The sequence below is a fragment of the Micromonospora sp. CNZ299 genome (genome assembly GCF_002754415.1).
In genome coordinates, this window is sequence record NZ_PEFG01000001.1 from 1,712,930 (window position 1) to 1,728,407 (window position 15,478).

Sequence of the window (15,478 nt, forward strand, 5' to 3'; positions counted from 1 at the left end):
GCGCAAGCTGTAACACTTAGCGTCATGTATGGCAACGACTTCTCCGCCCCGAACGGCGCCCCGGACGACGCCCCCGGCAGCGGCCTGCTGGGTGAGGTCGAGGCCGCCGAGGCCGAGCTTCGCGCGGCGGCAGCGCGCGGACGGCGTGGCGGCCCAGCCCCGGACGAGGACCTGGCGGCGTACTTCGCCGAGGTCGTCGACGCCGAGCAGAAGATCGAGCCACGCGACTGGATGCCCGACGCATACCGCCGGACGTTGATCCGGCAGATCGCCCAGCACGCCCACTCCGAGATCATCGGCATGCAGCCGGAAGGCAACTGGATCAGCCGGGCGCCGTCACTCAAGCGCAAGGCGATCCTGCTGGCCAAGGTGCAGGACGAGGCGGGCCACGGCCTCTACCTCTACGCCGCCGCCGAGACCCTCGGCATCAGCCGCGACGAGCTGGTCCGGCTGCTGCTCGACGGGCGACAGAAATACAGCTCGATCTTCAACTACCCCACCCTGAGCTGGGCCGACGTGGGCGCGATCGGTTGGCTGGTGGACGGCGCGGCGATCGTCAACCAGGTGCCGCTGTGCCGCTGCTCCTACGGCCCGTACGCCCGGGCGATGATCCGGGTCTGCAAGGAGGAGTCGTTCCACCAGCGGCAGGGCTACGAGATCCTGCACACTCTGGCGCACGGCACCCCGGGGCAGCAGGCGATGGCTCAGGACGCGGTGGACCGCTGGTGGTACCCGTCGCTGGCCATGTTCGGCCCGCCGGACGGCGACTCCACGCACTCCGGTCAGTCGATGGCCTGGAAGATCAAGCGCTTCTCGAACGACGACCTGCGGCAGCGTTTCGTCGACATGTGCGTCCAGCAGGCCGAGATCCTCGGGCTGCGCATCCCGGATCCGGACCTGCGCTGGAACGAGGAACGGCAGGCTCACGACTACACCCAGCCGGACTACGACGAGCTGATGCGGGTCATCTCCGGCGACGGGCCGTGCAACCGGGAACGGATCGCCCACCGCCGGGCCGCACACGCCGACGGCGCATGGGTACGGGAGGCCGCCACGGCGTACGCCGCGAAGCGGGCAGAACAGCGGGAGAAGGTAGCGGCATGACGGATCACTCGCCTCTGTGGGAGGTCTTCGTGCGGGCGCGGCGCGGGCTGTCGCACACCCACGTCGGCAGCCTGCACGCCCCCGACGCCGAGCTGGCCCTGCGCAACGCCCGGGACCTCTACACCCGTCGCCAGGAGGGCGTGTCGATCTGGGTGGTGCCGGCCGGCGCGATCACCGCGTCCAGCCCGGACGAGAAGGACGCCTTCTTCGACCCGGCCGCCGACAAGGTCTACCGCCATCCCACGTTCTACGAGGTGCCGGACGGGGTGGCCCACCTGTGAACGGGCCCTTCGACTTCGCCCTCGGCCTCGGCGACGACGCGTTGATCGCCGCGCAGCGTCTGGCCGAGTGGACCACCCGCGCGCCGGAGATGGAAGAGGACGTGGCGCTGGCCAACATCGCCCTCGACCAGCTCGGCGCGGCCCGCCTGCTGCTGTCGTACGCGGGCGAGCTGGAGAGCGCGGGCCGGGACGAGGACGCGTTGGCGTACCTGCGCGACGACCGCGAGTTCCGTAACGCGCTACTGGTCGAGCTGCCCAACGGCGACTTCGCGGTGACGATGGCGAAGCTGTTCTTCCTGGCGGCGTACCAGTTGCCGCTGTACACGGCACTGGCCGGCTGTGCGGACGAGCGGTTGGCCGCGATCGGCGCGAAGGCGCGCAAGGAGTCGGCGTACCACCTCGACCACGGCGCGCTGTGGGTGAAGCGGCTCGGCGACGGCACCGAGGAGTCGCACCGCCGCATGCAGGCCGCCGTCGACCAGGTGTGGCCGTACACCCATGAGCTGTTCGCCGCGGACCCGGCGGCGCCGGTCGACCCGGCCACCCTGCGGCCGGCGTTCGACGAGACCGTCGGCGCGGTGCTGACCGAGGCGACGCTCACCCTGCCGGGAAGCGGCTGGGCGCCGGCCGGTGGACGAACCGGCGTGCACACCGAGCACCTGGCCTACCTGCTCGCCGAGATGCAGGTGCTGCACCGCGCCCACCCCGGAGCGCAGTGGTGAACCCCAGGGAGGCGGCCGCGTCGGTGGTGGACCCGGAGATCCGGGTGATCACCATCGACGAGCTGGGCATCCTGCGGGCGGTGGAGGAGGATCCGGCCAGTGGTCGGGTCACCGTCACCATCACCCCGACCTACACCGGCTGCCCGGCGATGGACGTGATCCGGGCCGACATCCGCCGCGCGCTCGCGGTCGCGGGCCACGCCGACGCCGAGGTGCGCACGGTCTTCAGCCCACCGTGGAGCACCGACTGGATCTCCGACGGTGGGCGGGCCAAGCTCGCCGCCGCCGGGATCGCACCGCCGGCCCCGGTGCCGGCCGCCGGCGTGGTGTCGTTGACCCTCGCGGTCCGCTGCCCGCAGTGCGGTTCGCCGGAGACCGAGCAGGTCAGCCGGTTCGGCTCCACCGCGTGCAAGGCGCTGTGGCGTTGCCGTTCCTGCTCCGAACCCTTCGACCACCTGAAGGCGCTGTGACTGTCACCATCACCCGCCCGGTCCGTCGCCGGCCGGCCTTCCACCCGTTGTCGGTCGCGGCCGTCGACAGGCTCACCGACGACTCCGTGGCTGTCACGTTCGCCGTACCGGAGGAGTTGCGGGACACGTTCGCGTTCCGGGCGGGTCAGCACCTCACGGTGCGGCGGGTGGCTGAGGACGGCTCGGACGTGCGCCGGTCGTACTCGATCTGCTCCACTCCCGACGACCTGACCCGGCACGGCCGGTTGCGGATCGGGGTGCGGGAGATCCCCGGCGGCGCGTTCTCGGCGTTCGCCTGCGGGGCGCTGCGCGGCGGCGACACGGTAGAGGTGCTGCCGCCGCTGGGCACCTTCACGACGGCCTTCGCGCCGGACCGGGTGCGCCACTACGGCGCGGTCGTCGCCGGCTCCGGCATCACACCGGTGCTCGGGCTGGTCGCGACCGCCCTGGCCGTCGAGCCGGCCAGCACGTTCACCCTGGTGTACGGCAACCGCACGGCGAACACTGTGATGTTCGCCGAGGAGCTGGCCGACCTGAAGGACCGCTATCCCACCCGGCTGCACCTGGTGCACGTCCTCTCCCGGGAGCAGGGCGAGTCACCACTGCTCTCCGGACGCATCGACGCCGAGAGGCTGGGCCGGTTGCTGGGCAGCATCGTGCCGGGCGACCTGGTCGAGGAATGGTTCCTCTGCGGTCCGTACGGCATGGTCGTCGACGTCCGGGACGTGCTGACCGCGCGCGGGCTTCCCGAGTCGGCGGTGCGTACCGAACTGTTCCACGTCGACGCGCCTCCGGAGCCGGTCCGCCGGCCCACCGACCAGGTGGGCGCCGGGGCCGAGGTGACCATCGTGCTGGACGGCCGCTCGTCGAACTTCACGATGGGTCGCGAGGAGCGGGTGCTGGACGCCGCGCTGAAGGTGCGCGGCGAGCTGCCGTACGCCTGCAAGGGTGGTGTCTGCTCGACCTGCAAGGCGAAGGTCGTGGACGGTGCCGTCACGATGGCCCGCAACTACGCCCTGGAGCCCGACGAGCTGGCCGCCGGCTACGTCCTGACCTGCCAGTCCAGCCCGACGACCGACAAGCTCACTGTCGACTACGACGCATGACGACGCCGAACGACCGGGAGTTCGTCGAGCGGTTTGCCGAGGTCACCGGGGGACGGCGACCGACCGGCTACGTGGAGGGGTGGGAGCAGCTCGTCGAGTTCTGTGAGGAGGGTTATCACGACAACCTCGACGAGTACTGGGGCGACCTCAGCATCCGGGACGCCATCGAGAGTGTGCTGACCGACGAACGGTTGTCGGGCTTTCCGCAGATGGGGTGGGTCCGGGAGCGGATCGAGGCGGCGGACGAGCGGTTCCGGGCGGTGCTCTCCGAGCAGGCGATGCCGGGGCACTCCGAGCGGTCGTGGTGGCAGGCGTACGTGCCGGCGTGGGCGGGGCCGGAGTTCGCGGCGGAGCTGCGGGACACCTACGGCGTACATGTCGAGGTACGCGAGAGCTGACTGCAGCTGTGGGACGTGCCGCACCCCGCCGGGGTCCGGCGGTCGAGTCGGGTGGGCCGACGTAGGCTCGGGGTGTGACGGTGAGCCGGGAGATCGACGACATCCTGCAGCGTGGCGCGGACGGCGGGCGGATCACGCCCGAGGAGGCGCTGCTGCTCTACACCGAGGCGCCCTTCCACGCGTTGGGCGAGGCGGCGGACGCGGTGCGCCGGCGGCGCTACCCCGACAACGTCGTCACGTACCTGATCGACCGCAACATCAACTACACGAACGTCTGCGTGACGGCGTGCAAGTTCTGCGCGTTCTACCGCGCTCCCAAGCACAAGGAAGGGTGGACCCACCCGACCGAGGAGATCCTGCGCCGGTGCGGCGAAGCGGTCGAGCTGGGTGCGACCCAGGTGATGCTCCAGGGCGGGCACCACCCGGACTATGGCGTGGAGTACTACGAGGAGCTGTTCTCCTCGGTCAAGCAGGCGTACCCGCAGCTGGTCATCCACTCGATCGGCCCCAGCGAGATCCTGCACATGGCGAAGGTCTCCGGTGTGAGCCTGGACGAGGCGATCGCCCGGATCAAGACCGCCGGTCTGGACTCGATCGCCGGTGCCGGCGCCGAGATGCTGCCGGAGCGGCCGCGGAAGGCCATCGCGCCGCTCAAGGAGTCGGGTGAGCGCTGGCTGGAGGTCATGGAGCTGGCCCACCGGCAGGGCATCGAGTCGACCGCCACCATGATGATGGGCACCGGTGAGACGCACGCCGAGCGGATCGAGCACCTGCGCATGATCCGGGACGTGCAGGACCGCACCGGCGGTTTCCGGTCCTTCATTCCGTGGACGTACCAGCCGGAGAACAACCACCTCAAGGGCCGCACCCAGGCGACCACGCTGGAATACCTGCGGCTGGTCGCGGTGGCCCGGCTCTTCTTCGAGACCGTGCCGCACCTCCAGGCGTCCTGGCTGACCACGGGCAAGGACGTCGGGCAGCTCTCGCTGCACATGGGCGTGGACGACCTCGGCTCGATCATGCTGGAGGAGAACGTCATCTCCTCCGCCGGTGCCCGGCACCGCTCCAACCTGCACGAGCTGATCGGCATGATCCGCTCGGCGGACCGGATCCCCGCGCAGCGGGACACCCTCTACAACCGGCTCGCCGTGCACCACACGCCGGCCGACGACCCGACCGACGAGCGGGTGGTCTCACACTTCTCCTCGATCGCGCTGCCCGGTGGCGGGGCGGGCAGATCCCTGCCGCTGGTCGAGGTCAACTGACGCGGCTCGACGTCCGGCCGTTCGGCTGACCGAGGCTCATGCTCCTGCCGGGTCGTGCCGGCGGTACGGGTGGTCCCCGTCGCCGCAGCGTCAGGCTGCCCGGTCAAGGGCTGGTGGAGATGATCGTCGACGGCTAGCGTCGCGCCTCGTATCCGTTGCCACAGTCGGTTGCCGAGAACGGGGCGACCGTGCTGGTGGCGGATGGTCTGATGGCCGTGGGCTGTCCTCCATCGGCCCGCTGAGGGTCGTTCATATAACGCACGGCGGTACGGGCGGGATGGGTGACCATCCCGCCCGTACCGTCTGCCCAGCTCGGGCCGGACGGATGAAAACACCCCCGCCCGCTGGCGTACGAGATCGACCTTCGATAGCGTCCGCTCCGTTCCGCAACCATTCTTCTTCCCTACCCCCGGGGGACTGATGACAGCGTTCCACCGCTCGACCCTGGCGCGCGCTGGCGTTGTGGCTCTGCTCGCGGCCGGTGGCCTGGCCACCGTGGCCGTCCCGGCGCAGGCCGCCGACCAGGCTGACCTGGCACTGGTGCCGCTCAGCTACGAGCTGGCCAAGGGCGTCAAGGCGGCCAAGGCCAAGCCGTTCAAGTTCCTGGTCGACAACACCCGGAGCACGGTCGCCGCCAAGGGCGTCAGCTACACCGTGGACACCAGCAACCTGCGCAAGGGCCGGGTCGGCGTCTTGGTGCCCGACGGTTGCCAGGTGAAGGGCAGGACCTTCACCTGCCAGCTCGGCGACGTGGCCGCCGGCACCAGCGAAGACTTCGGCATCCCGCTCTTCTCCACCGGTGGTCGCGGTGAGGCCGGCACGCTGGTGGTCACCATCAAATCGGCCACCGCCGACCCCAACCGCGAGGACAACACGGTCGAGCACGACATCACCGTCGCGAAGCCCGGCTACGACCTGACCAGCTGGGTGCAGGACGTCAACGCGAACGTGGTGGTGAACGGCGTCCAGGGCGACGACCCCGACCTCAGGCCGGTCCGGCGCGGCGAGACGGTGCCACTGGACTGGGCGGTCTACAACGACGGCAGCCGCAAGGCCACCGGCCTGTCCTACGTGCTCACGCTCCCGGCCGGGGTCACCTTCACCACCCTGCCGGACACCTGCGTCGCGCAGACCTTCGGCGGCGTCGCCCAGGCGCTCTGCCAGGACGACGGCGCGGTGATCAAGCCCGGTGAGTACTACACGGCGGACATCAAGGTGACGGTCGGCACGAACGTCACCGAGCCGGTGCTGCGCGTTGGTGAGCTGGTCGCGCATGGTCTGGACGCGGCGACGGGTCAGCCCGAGGAGGAGCCGGAGCCGGCGACCAGCGCCCAGCGGAAGGCCTTCACCGAGGTCGACGAGGGTGACAACCAGGCGATCTTCGACGTCTTCGTCGACCTGACCACTCAGCCGTCCCCGACCCCCACGCCGACGCCCACCGCGACCCCGACGCCCACCGCCACTCCGACGCCGGACGGCACGCCGAGCCCGAGCGGCACGACGACGCCCGGCACGACCACGTCGCCGGGTGCCGGTGGCGGTGGCTCCGACGGTGGTGGGTTGCCGGTGACCGGTGTGCAGGTCGGCCTGATCGGCGGCATCGGCGCGATCATCCTGCTCGTGGGCGGGGCGCTGCTGGTGCTCTCCCGTCGGCGCAAGGTCGTCCTGGTCGCTCCGGGCGACGAGAAGTCGACCGACTGATGACACCGCGCCGCTGACCCGAGGCGCTTCGACAGGAGGCGCAACGGCGGCGGATCTGGCACGACGCGAGGGCGGGGTGGGCGACCACCCCGCCCTTTCGCGTACCCGTGCGACGGCACCGCACCCAGCTGGCGGCGCTCGTCGGCCGGCTGGCAGAGTGGAGGGGTGAGCCGTACCCCGCAGGGCCAGCGAGCCAGTCTGGACAAGCAGCCGCACGAGGTCGCCGCGATGTTCGACGGCGTGGCGGAGCGTTACGACCTGACCAACACGGTGATCTCGCTGGGTCAGGATCGCTCGTGGCGTCGCTCCACCCGTGCGGCACTGGGGCTGCGGCCGGGTGAGCGGGTGCTGGACGTGGGCGCGGGCACCGGCGTCTCGACGCGGGAGCTGGCGCAGTCCGGGGCGTACGCGGTGGGCGCCGACCTGTCGTTGGGCATGCTGTACGCCGGCAAGCGGGCCCGCCCCGAGGTGCCGCTGCTGGCCGGCGACGCGCTGCGGTTGCCGTTCGCCGACGCCAGCTTCGACGCGGTGACCATCTCCTTCGCGCTGCGCAACGTCAACGAAACCGATGCGGCCCTGCGTGAGCTGGCCCGGGTCACCCGGCCGGGCGGGCGACTGGTGGTCTGCGAGTTCAGCACCCCGGTCAACCCGGCCTTCCGGACGGTCTACCTGTCGTACCTGATGCGGTCGCTGCCGGTGGTCGCCCGAGCGGTGTCGAGCAACCCCGAGGCGTACGTCTATCTCGCCGAGTCGGTCCGGGCCTGGCCGCCGCAGGCCGCGCTTGCCGGGCGGATCGCCGCGGCCGGGTGGGGACGAGTGGCGTGGCGCAACCTGACCGGTGGTGTGGTTGCCCTGCATCGGGGCATCCGCGAGTAGTCCGCGATCGACACGGGACGGCACGGACATTATTCAGGTTTCGTGAATATCGGTCTTTAGTCCACTTTGCCCCGTACGCTCGATCGCATGACCGGAGCAGACCCGGCGGACCCGGTGGCCGCCACCGACGACGACGCGGCCGAACTCATCGCGCAGTTGCGCGCGTTGGCCGGAGCCGACCCGGTGGAGGTTCGGCTGGTGGTCGCCGAGGTGTTGGCGGCACTGGACCGGGCGGCGGGTGGCGCGCTCCGTGAGCATCTGCCGGAGACAATCCGGGTCGATGCGGGGCTGGACGCCTCCAGCTCGGCCTGACACCTGACTGCTTTGGACGGTCAGGGACTGTCACATCGGCGAGTTAGGTACCCCTGATCCTGCGCTGGTATGACGCCGGTCATAGACTCGTCCCGTCTGGCTTGTGAAGCATTTCACGAGCGTGCGGGAGGAGGCGCGAATGACCCCGGTGGAACACGACGCCGACGTCATTGTCGTGGGCGCCGGTCCCGGTGGATCAGCTACTGCGTACCACCTGGCCCGGCACGGCGTACGGGTGCTGTTGTTGGAGAAGACCGAGTTCCCGCGGGAGAAGGTCTGCGGCGACGGGTTGACCCCGCGCGCCGTCCGTCAGCTCATCCGGATGGGTGTGGACACCTCGCCCGAGGCGGGCTGGCTGCACAACCGCGGCCTGCGCGTCATCGGTGGCGGGGTGCGCCTGGAACTGGACTGGCCGGAGCTGGCGAGCTTCCCCAACTACGGCCTGGTGCGTACGAGACTGGACTTCGACGACCTGCTCGCACGGCAGGCGGTGGCCGCCGGTGCCAAGCTGCGGACCAACGTCAACGTGCTGGGCCCGGTGCTCGACGGCGACGGCCGGGTCACCGGCGTCGAGGCGGAGGTCGGGCCGGGCAAGGAGCCGACCACCTTCCACGCCCCGCTGGTCGTCGCGGCGGACGGGGTCTCCGGCCGCTTCCCGCTCGCGCTCGGGCTGGCCAAGCGGGAGGACCGGCCGATCGGCGTGGCCGTCCGCCGCTACTACCGCTCGCCGGCCAAGCACGACGACAACTACCTGGAGTCCTGGCTGGAGTTGCGCAGCAAGGACAGCGGCGACAACCTGCTGCCCGGGTACGGCTGGATCTTCGGCCTGGGTGACGGTCGGGTCAACGTTGGTCTCGGCGTGCTCAACTCGTCCTCGGCGTTCGGCAAGACCAACTACCGCCGGCTGCTCACCGACTGGCTCGCCAACACCCCCGAGGACTGGGGGATGACCGACGAGACCAACGCCGACGGCCCGATCCTCGGCGCCGCGCTGCCGATGGGCTTCAACCGGGTGCCGCACTACACCCGTGGCGTGCTGCTGGTCGGTGACTCGGGCGGCATGGTCAACCCGTTCAACGGCGAAGGCATCGCGTACGCGATGGAGTCCGGCGAACTGGCCGCGGAGGCCATCGTCCAGGCCCTGGCCCGGCCGGCCGGCCCGGAGCGGGAGCGGGCGCTGATGGCGTACCCGAACGAGCTGAAGGCCCGACTCGGCGGTTACTACCGGTTGGGCGGCATCTTCGTGAAACTGATCGGCCGCCCGGAGATCATGCGGATCGCCACCAAACACGGCATGCCGCACCCGACGCTGATGCGTTTCGTCCTCAAGCTGTTGGCCAACCTGACCGACCCGCGTGGCGGGGATGCGATGGACCGGGTCATCAACGCGATGACGAAGGCAGCTCCAGCCGTATAAGTAGGACGGCGTCGGTGCTGGTCACAGCCCCGACGCCGACAAAGATCGACCCCCGCCGACTGCCACTGCGAGGGACGTGAATAGTGTGATTTTCGTCAAGCACCGAGGGCAGGGAAGGACGAGCAGGAGAAAACGATGTCGCTCTCGCCTTACGCACCGATCATCGGGCTGTTCGCCCTCGCCGCGGCGTTCTCGCTGTTTTCCGTCGGCGCCGCCCGCTTCGCGGGTCCCCGTCGCTACAACAAGGCCAAACTCGAGGCTTACGAGTGCGGCATCGAGCCCAGCCCGCAGCCGGTAGGCGGCGGCCGGTTCCCGATCAAGTTCTACCTGACGGCGATGCTCTTCATCGTCTTCGACATCGAGATCATCTTCCTCTACCCCTGGGCGGTCTCGTTCGACGCTCTGCCGATCTTCGGCTTCGTGGAGATGGTCCTGTTCATCGTCGCGGTCTTCGTTGCGTACGCCTACGTGTGGCGGCGCGGCGGCCTGGACTGGGACTGAGGAAGGAACGTCAGATGGGCATCGAGGAGAAGCTTCCCGCCGGCGTCCTGCTCACCTCGGTGGAGAAGCTGGTCAACTGGTCCCGGAAGTCGTCCGTGTGGGGCGCTACCTTCGGCCTGGCCTGCTGCGCCATCGAGATGATGGCAGCCGGTGGTCCCCACTACGACATGGGCCGCTGGGGCATGGAGGTCTTCCGGGCGTCGCCCCGGCAGGCCGACCTGATGATCGTGGCCGGCCGGGTGAGTCAGAAGATGGCCCCGGTTCTGCGCCAGATCTACGACCAGATGGCCGAGCCCCGCTGGGTGCTCTCGATGGGCGTCTGCGCCAGCAGCGGCGGCATGTTCAACAACTACGCGATCGTGCAGGGCGTCGACCACGTGGTGCCGGTCGACATGTACCTGCCGGGCTGCCCGCCCCGGCCGGAGATGCTCATCGACGCGATCCTCAAGCTCCGCGAGAAGATCATGTATGAGCCGCTGGGCCCGAACGGCCGCAAGATGCTGGCTGCCCGCCAGGAGCGCGGCGACGTTCCGGTCGTGCCCTACGGCTCCATGCCCTCCTCGTACCGCAGCGACAAGGCCCGGCGTGCCGAGTGGACCCGGGCGGTCCGCGAGGGCCGCGAGGAGCAGTTGCGGATCGAGAACTGGATGAACGCTCAGAACCACCTCCACCCGCAGGCAGGCCCCAAATGACCTCACCCACGGACAAGCCCAACGACGGCGGCGTACCGCTGCCGGTGGTGCCGGCCGGCGCCACCAGTGGTGCCCCCGCCGAGTTCCCGCCGGCCAGCCCGGCCGGGCGCGGGATGTTCGGCAACCAGGGCACCGGCGACGTGTCCGGCTACGGCGGCCTGGTCCGCCAGCGCCAGCCCATCGAGGAGGCGTCCCGTCCGTACGGGAGCTACTTCGACGAGGTCCGCGACGCGTTGGAGGAGGCGTACCCGGCCTTCGGCGACGCGATCGAGAAGGTCGTGGTCGACCGGGGTGAGCTGACGCTGCACATCCGCCCGGAACGGATCGCCGAGGTCTGCCAGGTGATGCGCGACGACCTGGCGCTGCGGTTCGAGCTGTGCTCGTCGGTGTCCGGCGCGGACTACCTGGGCGCCGACGAGCGACGGCTGCACGTGGTCTACCTGCTCACCTCGATGACGTACCGCCGGCGGGTCCGGCTGGAGGCCGCGGTCTCCGTCGAGGCCCCGCACCTGCCCAGCGTGACCGCCATCTACCCGACGGCGGACTGGCAGGAGCGCGAGGCGTACGACATGTTCGGCATCGTCTTCGACGGCCACCCCAACCTGACCAGGATCCTCATGCCGGACGACTGGGAGGGCCACCCGCAGCGCAAGGACTACCCGCTCGGCGGTGTGCCCGTCGAGTACAAGGGCGCGGAGATCCAGCCGCCGAACGAGCGGAGGTCGTACCAGTGACGACGTCGAACTACGCCAGCGAGCGCGAGACCGACGAGGGTCGGGTCTTCACCGTCACCGGTGGGGACTGGGACACCATCGTCTCGGGCACCGACCCGATCAACGACGAGCGGATCGTCGTCAACATGGGTCCGCAGCACCCGTCCACGCACGGGGTGCTGCGGCTGATCCTGGAGCTGGAGGGTGAGACGGTCCGCGAGGCCCGTTCCGTCGTCGGCTACCTGCACACGGGCATCGAGAAGAACCTCGAATACCGCAACTGGGTTCAGGGCTCGACGTTCGTGACCCGGATGGACTACCTCGCCCCGATCTTCAACGAGACGGCGTACGCCCTCGCCGTCGAGAAGCTGCTCGGCATCACCGACGACATCACCGAGCGGGCCACCACCATCCGCGTGCTGATGATGGAGCTCAACCGGATCTCGTCGCACCTGGTCTGGCTGGCCACCACCGGCATGGAGCTGGGCGCGATCTCGATCATGCTGTACGGCTTCCGCGAGCGGGAGTACATCCTCGACATCTTCGAGACCATCACCGGTCTGCGGATGAACCACGCGTACGTCCGGCCGGGCGGTGTGGCGCAGGACGTGCCGGACGAGGCGATCGTCAAGATCCGCGAGTTCCTCAAGATGATGCCGAAGAAGCTCAAGGAGTACGAGGACCTGCTCTCCGGCCAGCCGATCTGGACCGAGCGGACGAAGAACGTCGCGGTGCTGGACGTGACCGGCTGCGTGGCCCTCGGCATCACCGGGCCGGTGCTGCGCTCCGCCGGTCTCGCCTGGGACCTGCGCAAGACCATGCCGTACTGCGGTTACGAGAACTACGAGTTCGACGTGCCGACCCACCCCGACGGTGACGTGTGGGGCCGCTACCAGGTGCGGCTCGCCGAGATCCGGGAGTCGATGAAGCTGGTCGAGCAGGCCCTGGACCGGCTCCGCCCGGGCCCGGTGATGGTCGCCGACCGCAAGATCGCCTGGCCGGCGCAGCTGGCCATCGGCGTGGACGGCATGGGCAACTCGCTGGAGCACGTCGCGAAGATCATGGGTCAGTCGATGGAGTCGCTGATCCACCACTTCAAGCTGGTGACCGAGGGCTTCCGGGTTCCGCCGGGCCAGGTGTACGTCGCCATCGAGTCTCCCCGGGGCGAGTTGGGCGTGCACGCGGTCTCCGACGGTGGCACCCGGCCGTACCGGGTGCACTACCGCGAGCCCAGCTTCGTCAACCTCCAGGCCCTCCCGGCGATGGCCGAGGGCGGTCTGATCGCCGACGTGATCGCCGGCGGCGCCTCGTTGGACCCGGTGATGGGTGGTTGTGACCGATGAGTGTTTTCACTGACGAGACCCGGGAGCGGGCGCGCGAGATCATCGCCCGCTACCCGGCGGACCGGTCCCGCTCGGCGTTGCTGCCGCTGCTGCACCTGGTGCAGGCCGAGGAGGGGTACGTCTCCCCGGCCGGGGTCACGTTCTGCGCCGAGGTCCTGGGGCTGAACAAGGCCCAGGTCGGCGCGGTGGCGACCTTCTACACGATGTACAAGCGCAAGCCGACCGGTGACTTCCTGGTCAGCGTCTGCACCAACACCATGTGCAACGTGCTCGGTGGCCAGGAGGTCTACGACACCCTGTCCGAGCACCTGGGCGTCGGGCACGACGAGACGACCGCCGACGGCACGATCACGCTGGAGCACGCCGAGTGCCTGGCGGCGTGCGACTACGGCCCGGTGATGACTGTCAACTACGACTTCTTCGACGGCGTGGACGCGTCCACAGCGGTCGGTGTCGTCGACGAGCTGCGGGCGGGCGGGCGGCCGATGCCGACCCGCGGTGCCCGGCTCTGCACCCTGAAGGAAATGGCGGTGCAGCTCGCCGGTTTCGCCGACGAACGCGAGGGCGCGGTCGCCGACGGTGGGCCGGGTGAGCCCACGCTGCGCGGGCTGCGGCTGGCGCAGGAGCACGGCGTCTCGGTGCCGGGCTTCGACCCGAACACCCCGATCCGCAGCAAGGCCGAGGCCGACAAGGCCGCCGCTGAGGCGAAGGCGAAGGCGGAGGCCGCCAAGCCGGCGCCCGTCGAGGCCAGCGCGGCACCGGTCAAGGGCGGCGACGGGGCGTCCGCCCCGACGGGGGCGGCCGGGGTCGGCGAGCCGGCGAAGCCGGCAGACGCCACCGGGCCGGCGAAGCCGGCGGAGGCCACCGGGCCGGCGAAGCCGGCAGACGCCAGTGGCAGCACCACGCGGGACGTCAAGGCACCGGACGACAAGTCGCCGCAGGTGCGTACCGCCGAGACCCGGCAGCCGGACGCAGGCACGGCGGCGCCGGACGCCCCTGGCACCAAGGTCCCGACTGACGACACCGGCACCGCGCCCGAGGCTGGCGACGCACGGTCGGCCGAGGCCGCAGGTGTGGCGGCCAACGCGCCGGCCGGTGACGGCAAGCCCGCCGGCGACGAGGCCGGGGCGCAGGAGCGCAACCTCACCGAAGCGAAGGCTGGCACGGACGCCGACGGCGCCGGACCGGCGGACGCGAACGAAACGGGGGCCCAGAAGTGACCACTCCCCGCCCGGAGACCGTGGCCAAGCTGACGCCGGTGCTGACCAAGCGCTGGCTGTCGCCGGACGCCTGGCGTATCGGCACGTACGAGCAACTGGACGGCTACGCCGCACTGCGCAAGGCGCTCAAGGCCCACCCGGACGACCTGATCCAGCTGATCAAGGACTCGGGGCTGCGCGGTCGGGGTGGCGCCGGCTTCCCCACCGGTCTCAAGTGGGGCTTCATCCCGCAGGGCGACGGCAAGCCGCACTACCTGGTGGTCAACGCCGACGAGGGCGAGCCGGGCACCTGCAAGGACCTGCCGCTGATGACCCACGACCCGCACGCGCTGGTCGAGGGCGTGATCATCGCGTCGTACGCGATCCGGGCCAACCGCGCCTACATCTACATCCGGGGCGAGGCGGTGCACGCCGCGCGTCGGCTGCGCAACGCGGTCCAGGAGGCGTACGACAAGGGCTACCTCGGCCGGAACATCCTGCGCAGCGGCTACGACCTGGAGCTGGTGGTGCACTCCGGCGCCGGAGCGTACATCTGCGGCGAGGAGACGGCGCTGCTGGACTCGCTGGAAGGCTTCCGGGGGCAGCCCCGGCTGCGCCCGCCGTTCCCGGCCACCCACGGCCTGTACGCGAGCCCGACGGTGGTGAACAACGTCGGCACCATCGCCAGCGTGCCGCCGATCGTGCTCGGTGGGGCCGACTGGTGGAAGAGCATGGGCACCGAGAAGTCCTCCGGGCCGATGATCTACTCGCTGTCCGGTCGGATCGTCAACCCGGGCCAGTACGAGTGCTCGATGGGTGTCACGCTGCGCGAGCTGCTGGAGCTGGCCGGTGGCATGCAGCCCGGGCACAACCTGCGGTTCTGGACCCCGGGCGGCTCGTCCACCCCGCTGCTCGCCGCCGAGCACCTGGACGTGCCACTGGACTTCGAGGGGGTGGCGGCGGCCGGCTCGATCCTGGGCACCACGGCCACCCAGATCTTCTCCGACCAGGACTGCCCGGTCTACGCGACGTACCGGTGGCTGGAGTTCTACCACCACGAGTCGTGCGGCAAGTGCACCCCGTGCCGCGAGGGCAACTACTGGATGGTTCGGGTCTACCGGCGGATCCTCGCCGGTCAGGGCACCCACGAAGACCTGGACACCCTGCTGGACACCTGCGACAACATCCTCGGCCGCTCGTTCTGCGGCCTGGGTGACGGCGCGACCAGCTCGGTGACCTCGTCACTGAAGTACTTCAAGCAGGACTACCTCGACTACATCGAGGGACGTACCGCGCCGAAGCTGTCGGACAAGCAGCTAGTTGGAGCTCACTGATGCGAGCGCGAGGAGTGAGCGGAGCGAGCCCCGCAGTCGCGAGC

General features: G+C 70.1%; 17 protein-coding genes. All 17 read left to right on the plus strand.

Features of this window, described 5'->3' with window-relative positions; genetic code table 11:
• Nucleotides 1-24 precede the first annotated feature (24 nt).
• A complete protein-coding gene (gene paaA, locus CLT68_RS08205) occupies nucleotides 25-1,104 on the plus strand; it encodes a 1,2-phenylacetyl-CoA epoxidase subunit PaaA (RefSeq protein WP_099849894.1) in 1,080 nt (359 codons plus the stop codon).
• Nucleotides 1,101-1,385 carry a 1,2-phenylacetyl-CoA epoxidase subunit PaaB gene (gene paaB / locus CLT68_RS08210; protein ID WP_088951115.1) on the plus strand — a complete coding sequence of 95 codons (285 nt, stop codon included), beginning with the start codon at nucleotides 1,101-1,103 and terminating at the stop codon, nucleotides 1,383-1,385. The genes paaA and paaB overlap by 4 nt, the downstream gene beginning before the upstream one ends.
• On the plus strand, nucleotides 1,382-2,107 hold the full coding sequence (paaC, locus tag CLT68_RS08215) for a 1,2-phenylacetyl-CoA epoxidase subunit PaaC (RefSeq protein ID WP_099849896.1): 726 nt from the start codon (nucleotides 1,382-1,384) through the stop codon (nucleotides 2,105-2,107). The genes paaB and paaC overlap by 4 nt, the downstream gene beginning before the upstream one ends.
• The gene (paaD, locus tag CLT68_RS08220; RefSeq protein WP_088951117.1) at nucleotides 2,101-2,577 is read left to right on the plus strand and encodes a 1,2-phenylacetyl-CoA epoxidase subunit PaaD; all 477 of its coding nucleotides are present in this window, start codon (nucleotides 2,101-2,103) and stop codon (nucleotides 2,575-2,577) included. Before paaC ends, paaD begins: the two co-directional genes overlap by 7 nt.
• Nucleotides 2,574-3,683: a 1,2-phenylacetyl-CoA epoxidase subunit PaaE gene (paaE, locus tag CLT68_RS08225; protein ID WP_088951118.1), complete on the plus strand. Its 1,110-nt coding sequence runs from the start codon at nucleotides 2,574-2,576 to the stop codon at nucleotides 3,681-3,683. Before paaD ends, paaE begins: the two co-directional genes overlap by 4 nt.
• Nucleotides 3,680-4,081 (plus strand): hypothetical protein, encoded by a 402-nt coding sequence (locus CLT68_RS08230; protein ID WP_099849898.1) that lies wholly within the window; start codon nucleotides 3,680-3,682, stop codon nucleotides 4,079-4,081. The genes paaE and CLT68_RS08230 overlap by 4 nt, the downstream gene beginning before the upstream one ends.
• A gap of 74 nt (nucleotides 4,082-4,155) precedes the next feature.
• Entirely contained in the window at nucleotides 4,156-5,346 is a 1,191-nt protein-coding gene (gene mqnC / locus CLT68_RS08235; protein WP_099849900.1) for a cyclic dehypoxanthinyl futalosine synthase, read from the plus strand.
• A gap of 420 nt (nucleotides 5,347-5,766) precedes the next feature.
• The gene (locus tag CLT68_RS08240; RefSeq protein ID WP_099849902.1) at nucleotides 5,767-7,047 is read left to right on the plus strand and encodes a cell wall anchor protein; all 1,281 of its coding nucleotides are present in this window, start codon (nucleotides 5,767-5,769) and stop codon (nucleotides 7,045-7,047) included.
• A gap of 165 nt (nucleotides 7,048-7,212) precedes the next feature.
• Complete coding sequence (locus CLT68_RS08245; RefSeq protein WP_099849904.1) at nucleotides 7,213-7,923, plus strand: demethylmenaquinone methyltransferase; 711 nt, start codon at nucleotides 7,213-7,215, stop codon at nucleotides 7,921-7,923.
• An 87-nt stretch (nucleotides 7,924-8,010) separates the two neighbouring features.
• A complete protein-coding gene (locus CLT68_RS08250) occupies nucleotides 8,011-8,235 on the plus strand; it encodes a hypothetical protein (protein WP_088951124.1) in 225 nt (74 codons plus the stop codon).
• 139 nt (nucleotides 8,236-8,374) lie between these two features.
• Nucleotides 8,375-9,652, plus strand: a complete 1,278-nt coding sequence (locus CLT68_RS08255) for a geranylgeranyl reductase family protein (protein ID WP_088951125.1) — start codon at nucleotides 8,375-8,377, stop codon at nucleotides 9,650-9,652.
• Nucleotides 9,653-9,787: 135 nt separating this feature from the next.
• Nucleotides 9,788-10,153 carry an NADH-quinone oxidoreductase subunit A gene (locus CLT68_RS08260; RefSeq protein ID WP_007454588.1) on the plus strand — a complete coding sequence of 122 codons (366 nt, stop codon included), beginning with the start codon at nucleotides 9,788-9,790 and terminating at the stop codon, nucleotides 10,151-10,153.
• 14 nt (nucleotides 10,154-10,167) lie between these two features.
• Entirely contained in the window at nucleotides 10,168-10,845 is a 678-nt protein-coding gene (locus tag CLT68_RS08265; RefSeq protein ID WP_030486262.1) for a NuoB/complex I 20 kDa subunit family protein, read from the plus strand.
• Nucleotides 10,842-11,579: an NADH-quinone oxidoreductase subunit C gene (locus CLT68_RS08270; protein WP_099849906.1), complete on the plus strand. Its 738-nt coding sequence runs from the start codon at nucleotides 10,842-10,844 to the stop codon at nucleotides 11,577-11,579. Before CLT68_RS08265 ends, CLT68_RS08270 begins: the two co-directional genes overlap by 4 nt.
• A complete protein-coding gene (locus tag CLT68_RS08275) occupies nucleotides 11,576-12,901 on the plus strand; it encodes an NADH-quinone oxidoreductase subunit D (RefSeq protein WP_099849907.1) in 1,326 nt (441 codons plus the stop codon). The genes CLT68_RS08270 and CLT68_RS08275 overlap by 4 nt, the downstream gene beginning before the upstream one ends.
• Nucleotides 12,898-14,121 (plus strand): NADH-quinone oxidoreductase subunit NuoE, encoded by a 1,224-nt coding sequence (gene nuoE / locus CLT68_RS08280; protein WP_099849909.1) that lies wholly within the window; start codon nucleotides 12,898-12,900, stop codon nucleotides 14,119-14,121. The genes CLT68_RS08275 and nuoE overlap by 4 nt, the downstream gene beginning before the upstream one ends.
• Nucleotides 14,118-15,434, plus strand: a complete 1,317-nt coding sequence (nuoF, locus tag CLT68_RS08285; protein ID WP_099849910.1) for an NADH-quinone oxidoreductase subunit NuoF — start codon at nucleotides 14,118-14,120, stop codon at nucleotides 15,432-15,434. Before nuoE ends, nuoF begins: the two co-directional genes overlap by 4 nt.
• Nucleotides 15,435-15,478: the final 44 nt, after the last annotated feature.

Bases quoted from the DNA above. Each gene is read 5' to 3' on its own strand.
- CLT68_RS08265 (WP_030486262.1), top strand. From the start codon at position 10,168: ATGGGCATCGAGGAGAAGCTTCCCGCCGGCGTCCTGCTCACCTCGGTG.
- paaA (WP_099849894.1), top strand. From the start codon at position 25: ATGTATGGCAACGACTTCTCCGCCCCGAACGGCGCCCCGGACGACGCC.
- CLT68_RS08255 (WP_088951125.1), top strand. From the start codon at position 8,375: ATGACCCCGGTGGAACACGACGCCGACGTCATTGTCGTGGGCGCCGGT.
- CLT68_RS08260 (WP_007454588.1), top strand. From the start codon at position 9,788: ATGTCGCTCTCGCCTTACGCACCGATCATCGGGCTGTTCGCCCTCGCC.
- CLT68_RS08250 (WP_088951124.1), top strand. From the start codon at position 8,011: ATGACCGGAGCAGACCCGGCGGACCCGGTGGCCGCCACCGACGACGAC.
- CLT68_RS08240 (WP_099849902.1), top strand. From the start codon at position 5,767: ATGACAGCGTTCCACCGCTCGACCCTGGCGCGCGCTGGCGTTGTGGCT.
- CLT68_RS08230 (WP_099849898.1), top strand. From the start codon at position 3,680: ATGACGACGCCGAACGACCGGGAGTTCGTCGAGCGGTTTGCCGAGGTC.
- nuoE (WP_099849909.1), top strand. From the start codon at position 12,898: ATGAGTGTTTTCACTGACGAGACCCGGGAGCGGGCGCGCGAGATCATC.
- paaB (WP_088951115.1), top strand. From the start codon at position 1,101: ATGACGGATCACTCGCCTCTGTGGGAGGTCTTCGTGCGGGCGCGGCGC.
- CLT68_RS08270 (WP_099849906.1), top strand. From the start codon at position 10,842: ATGACCTCACCCACGGACAAGCCCAACGACGGCGGCGTACCGCTGCCG.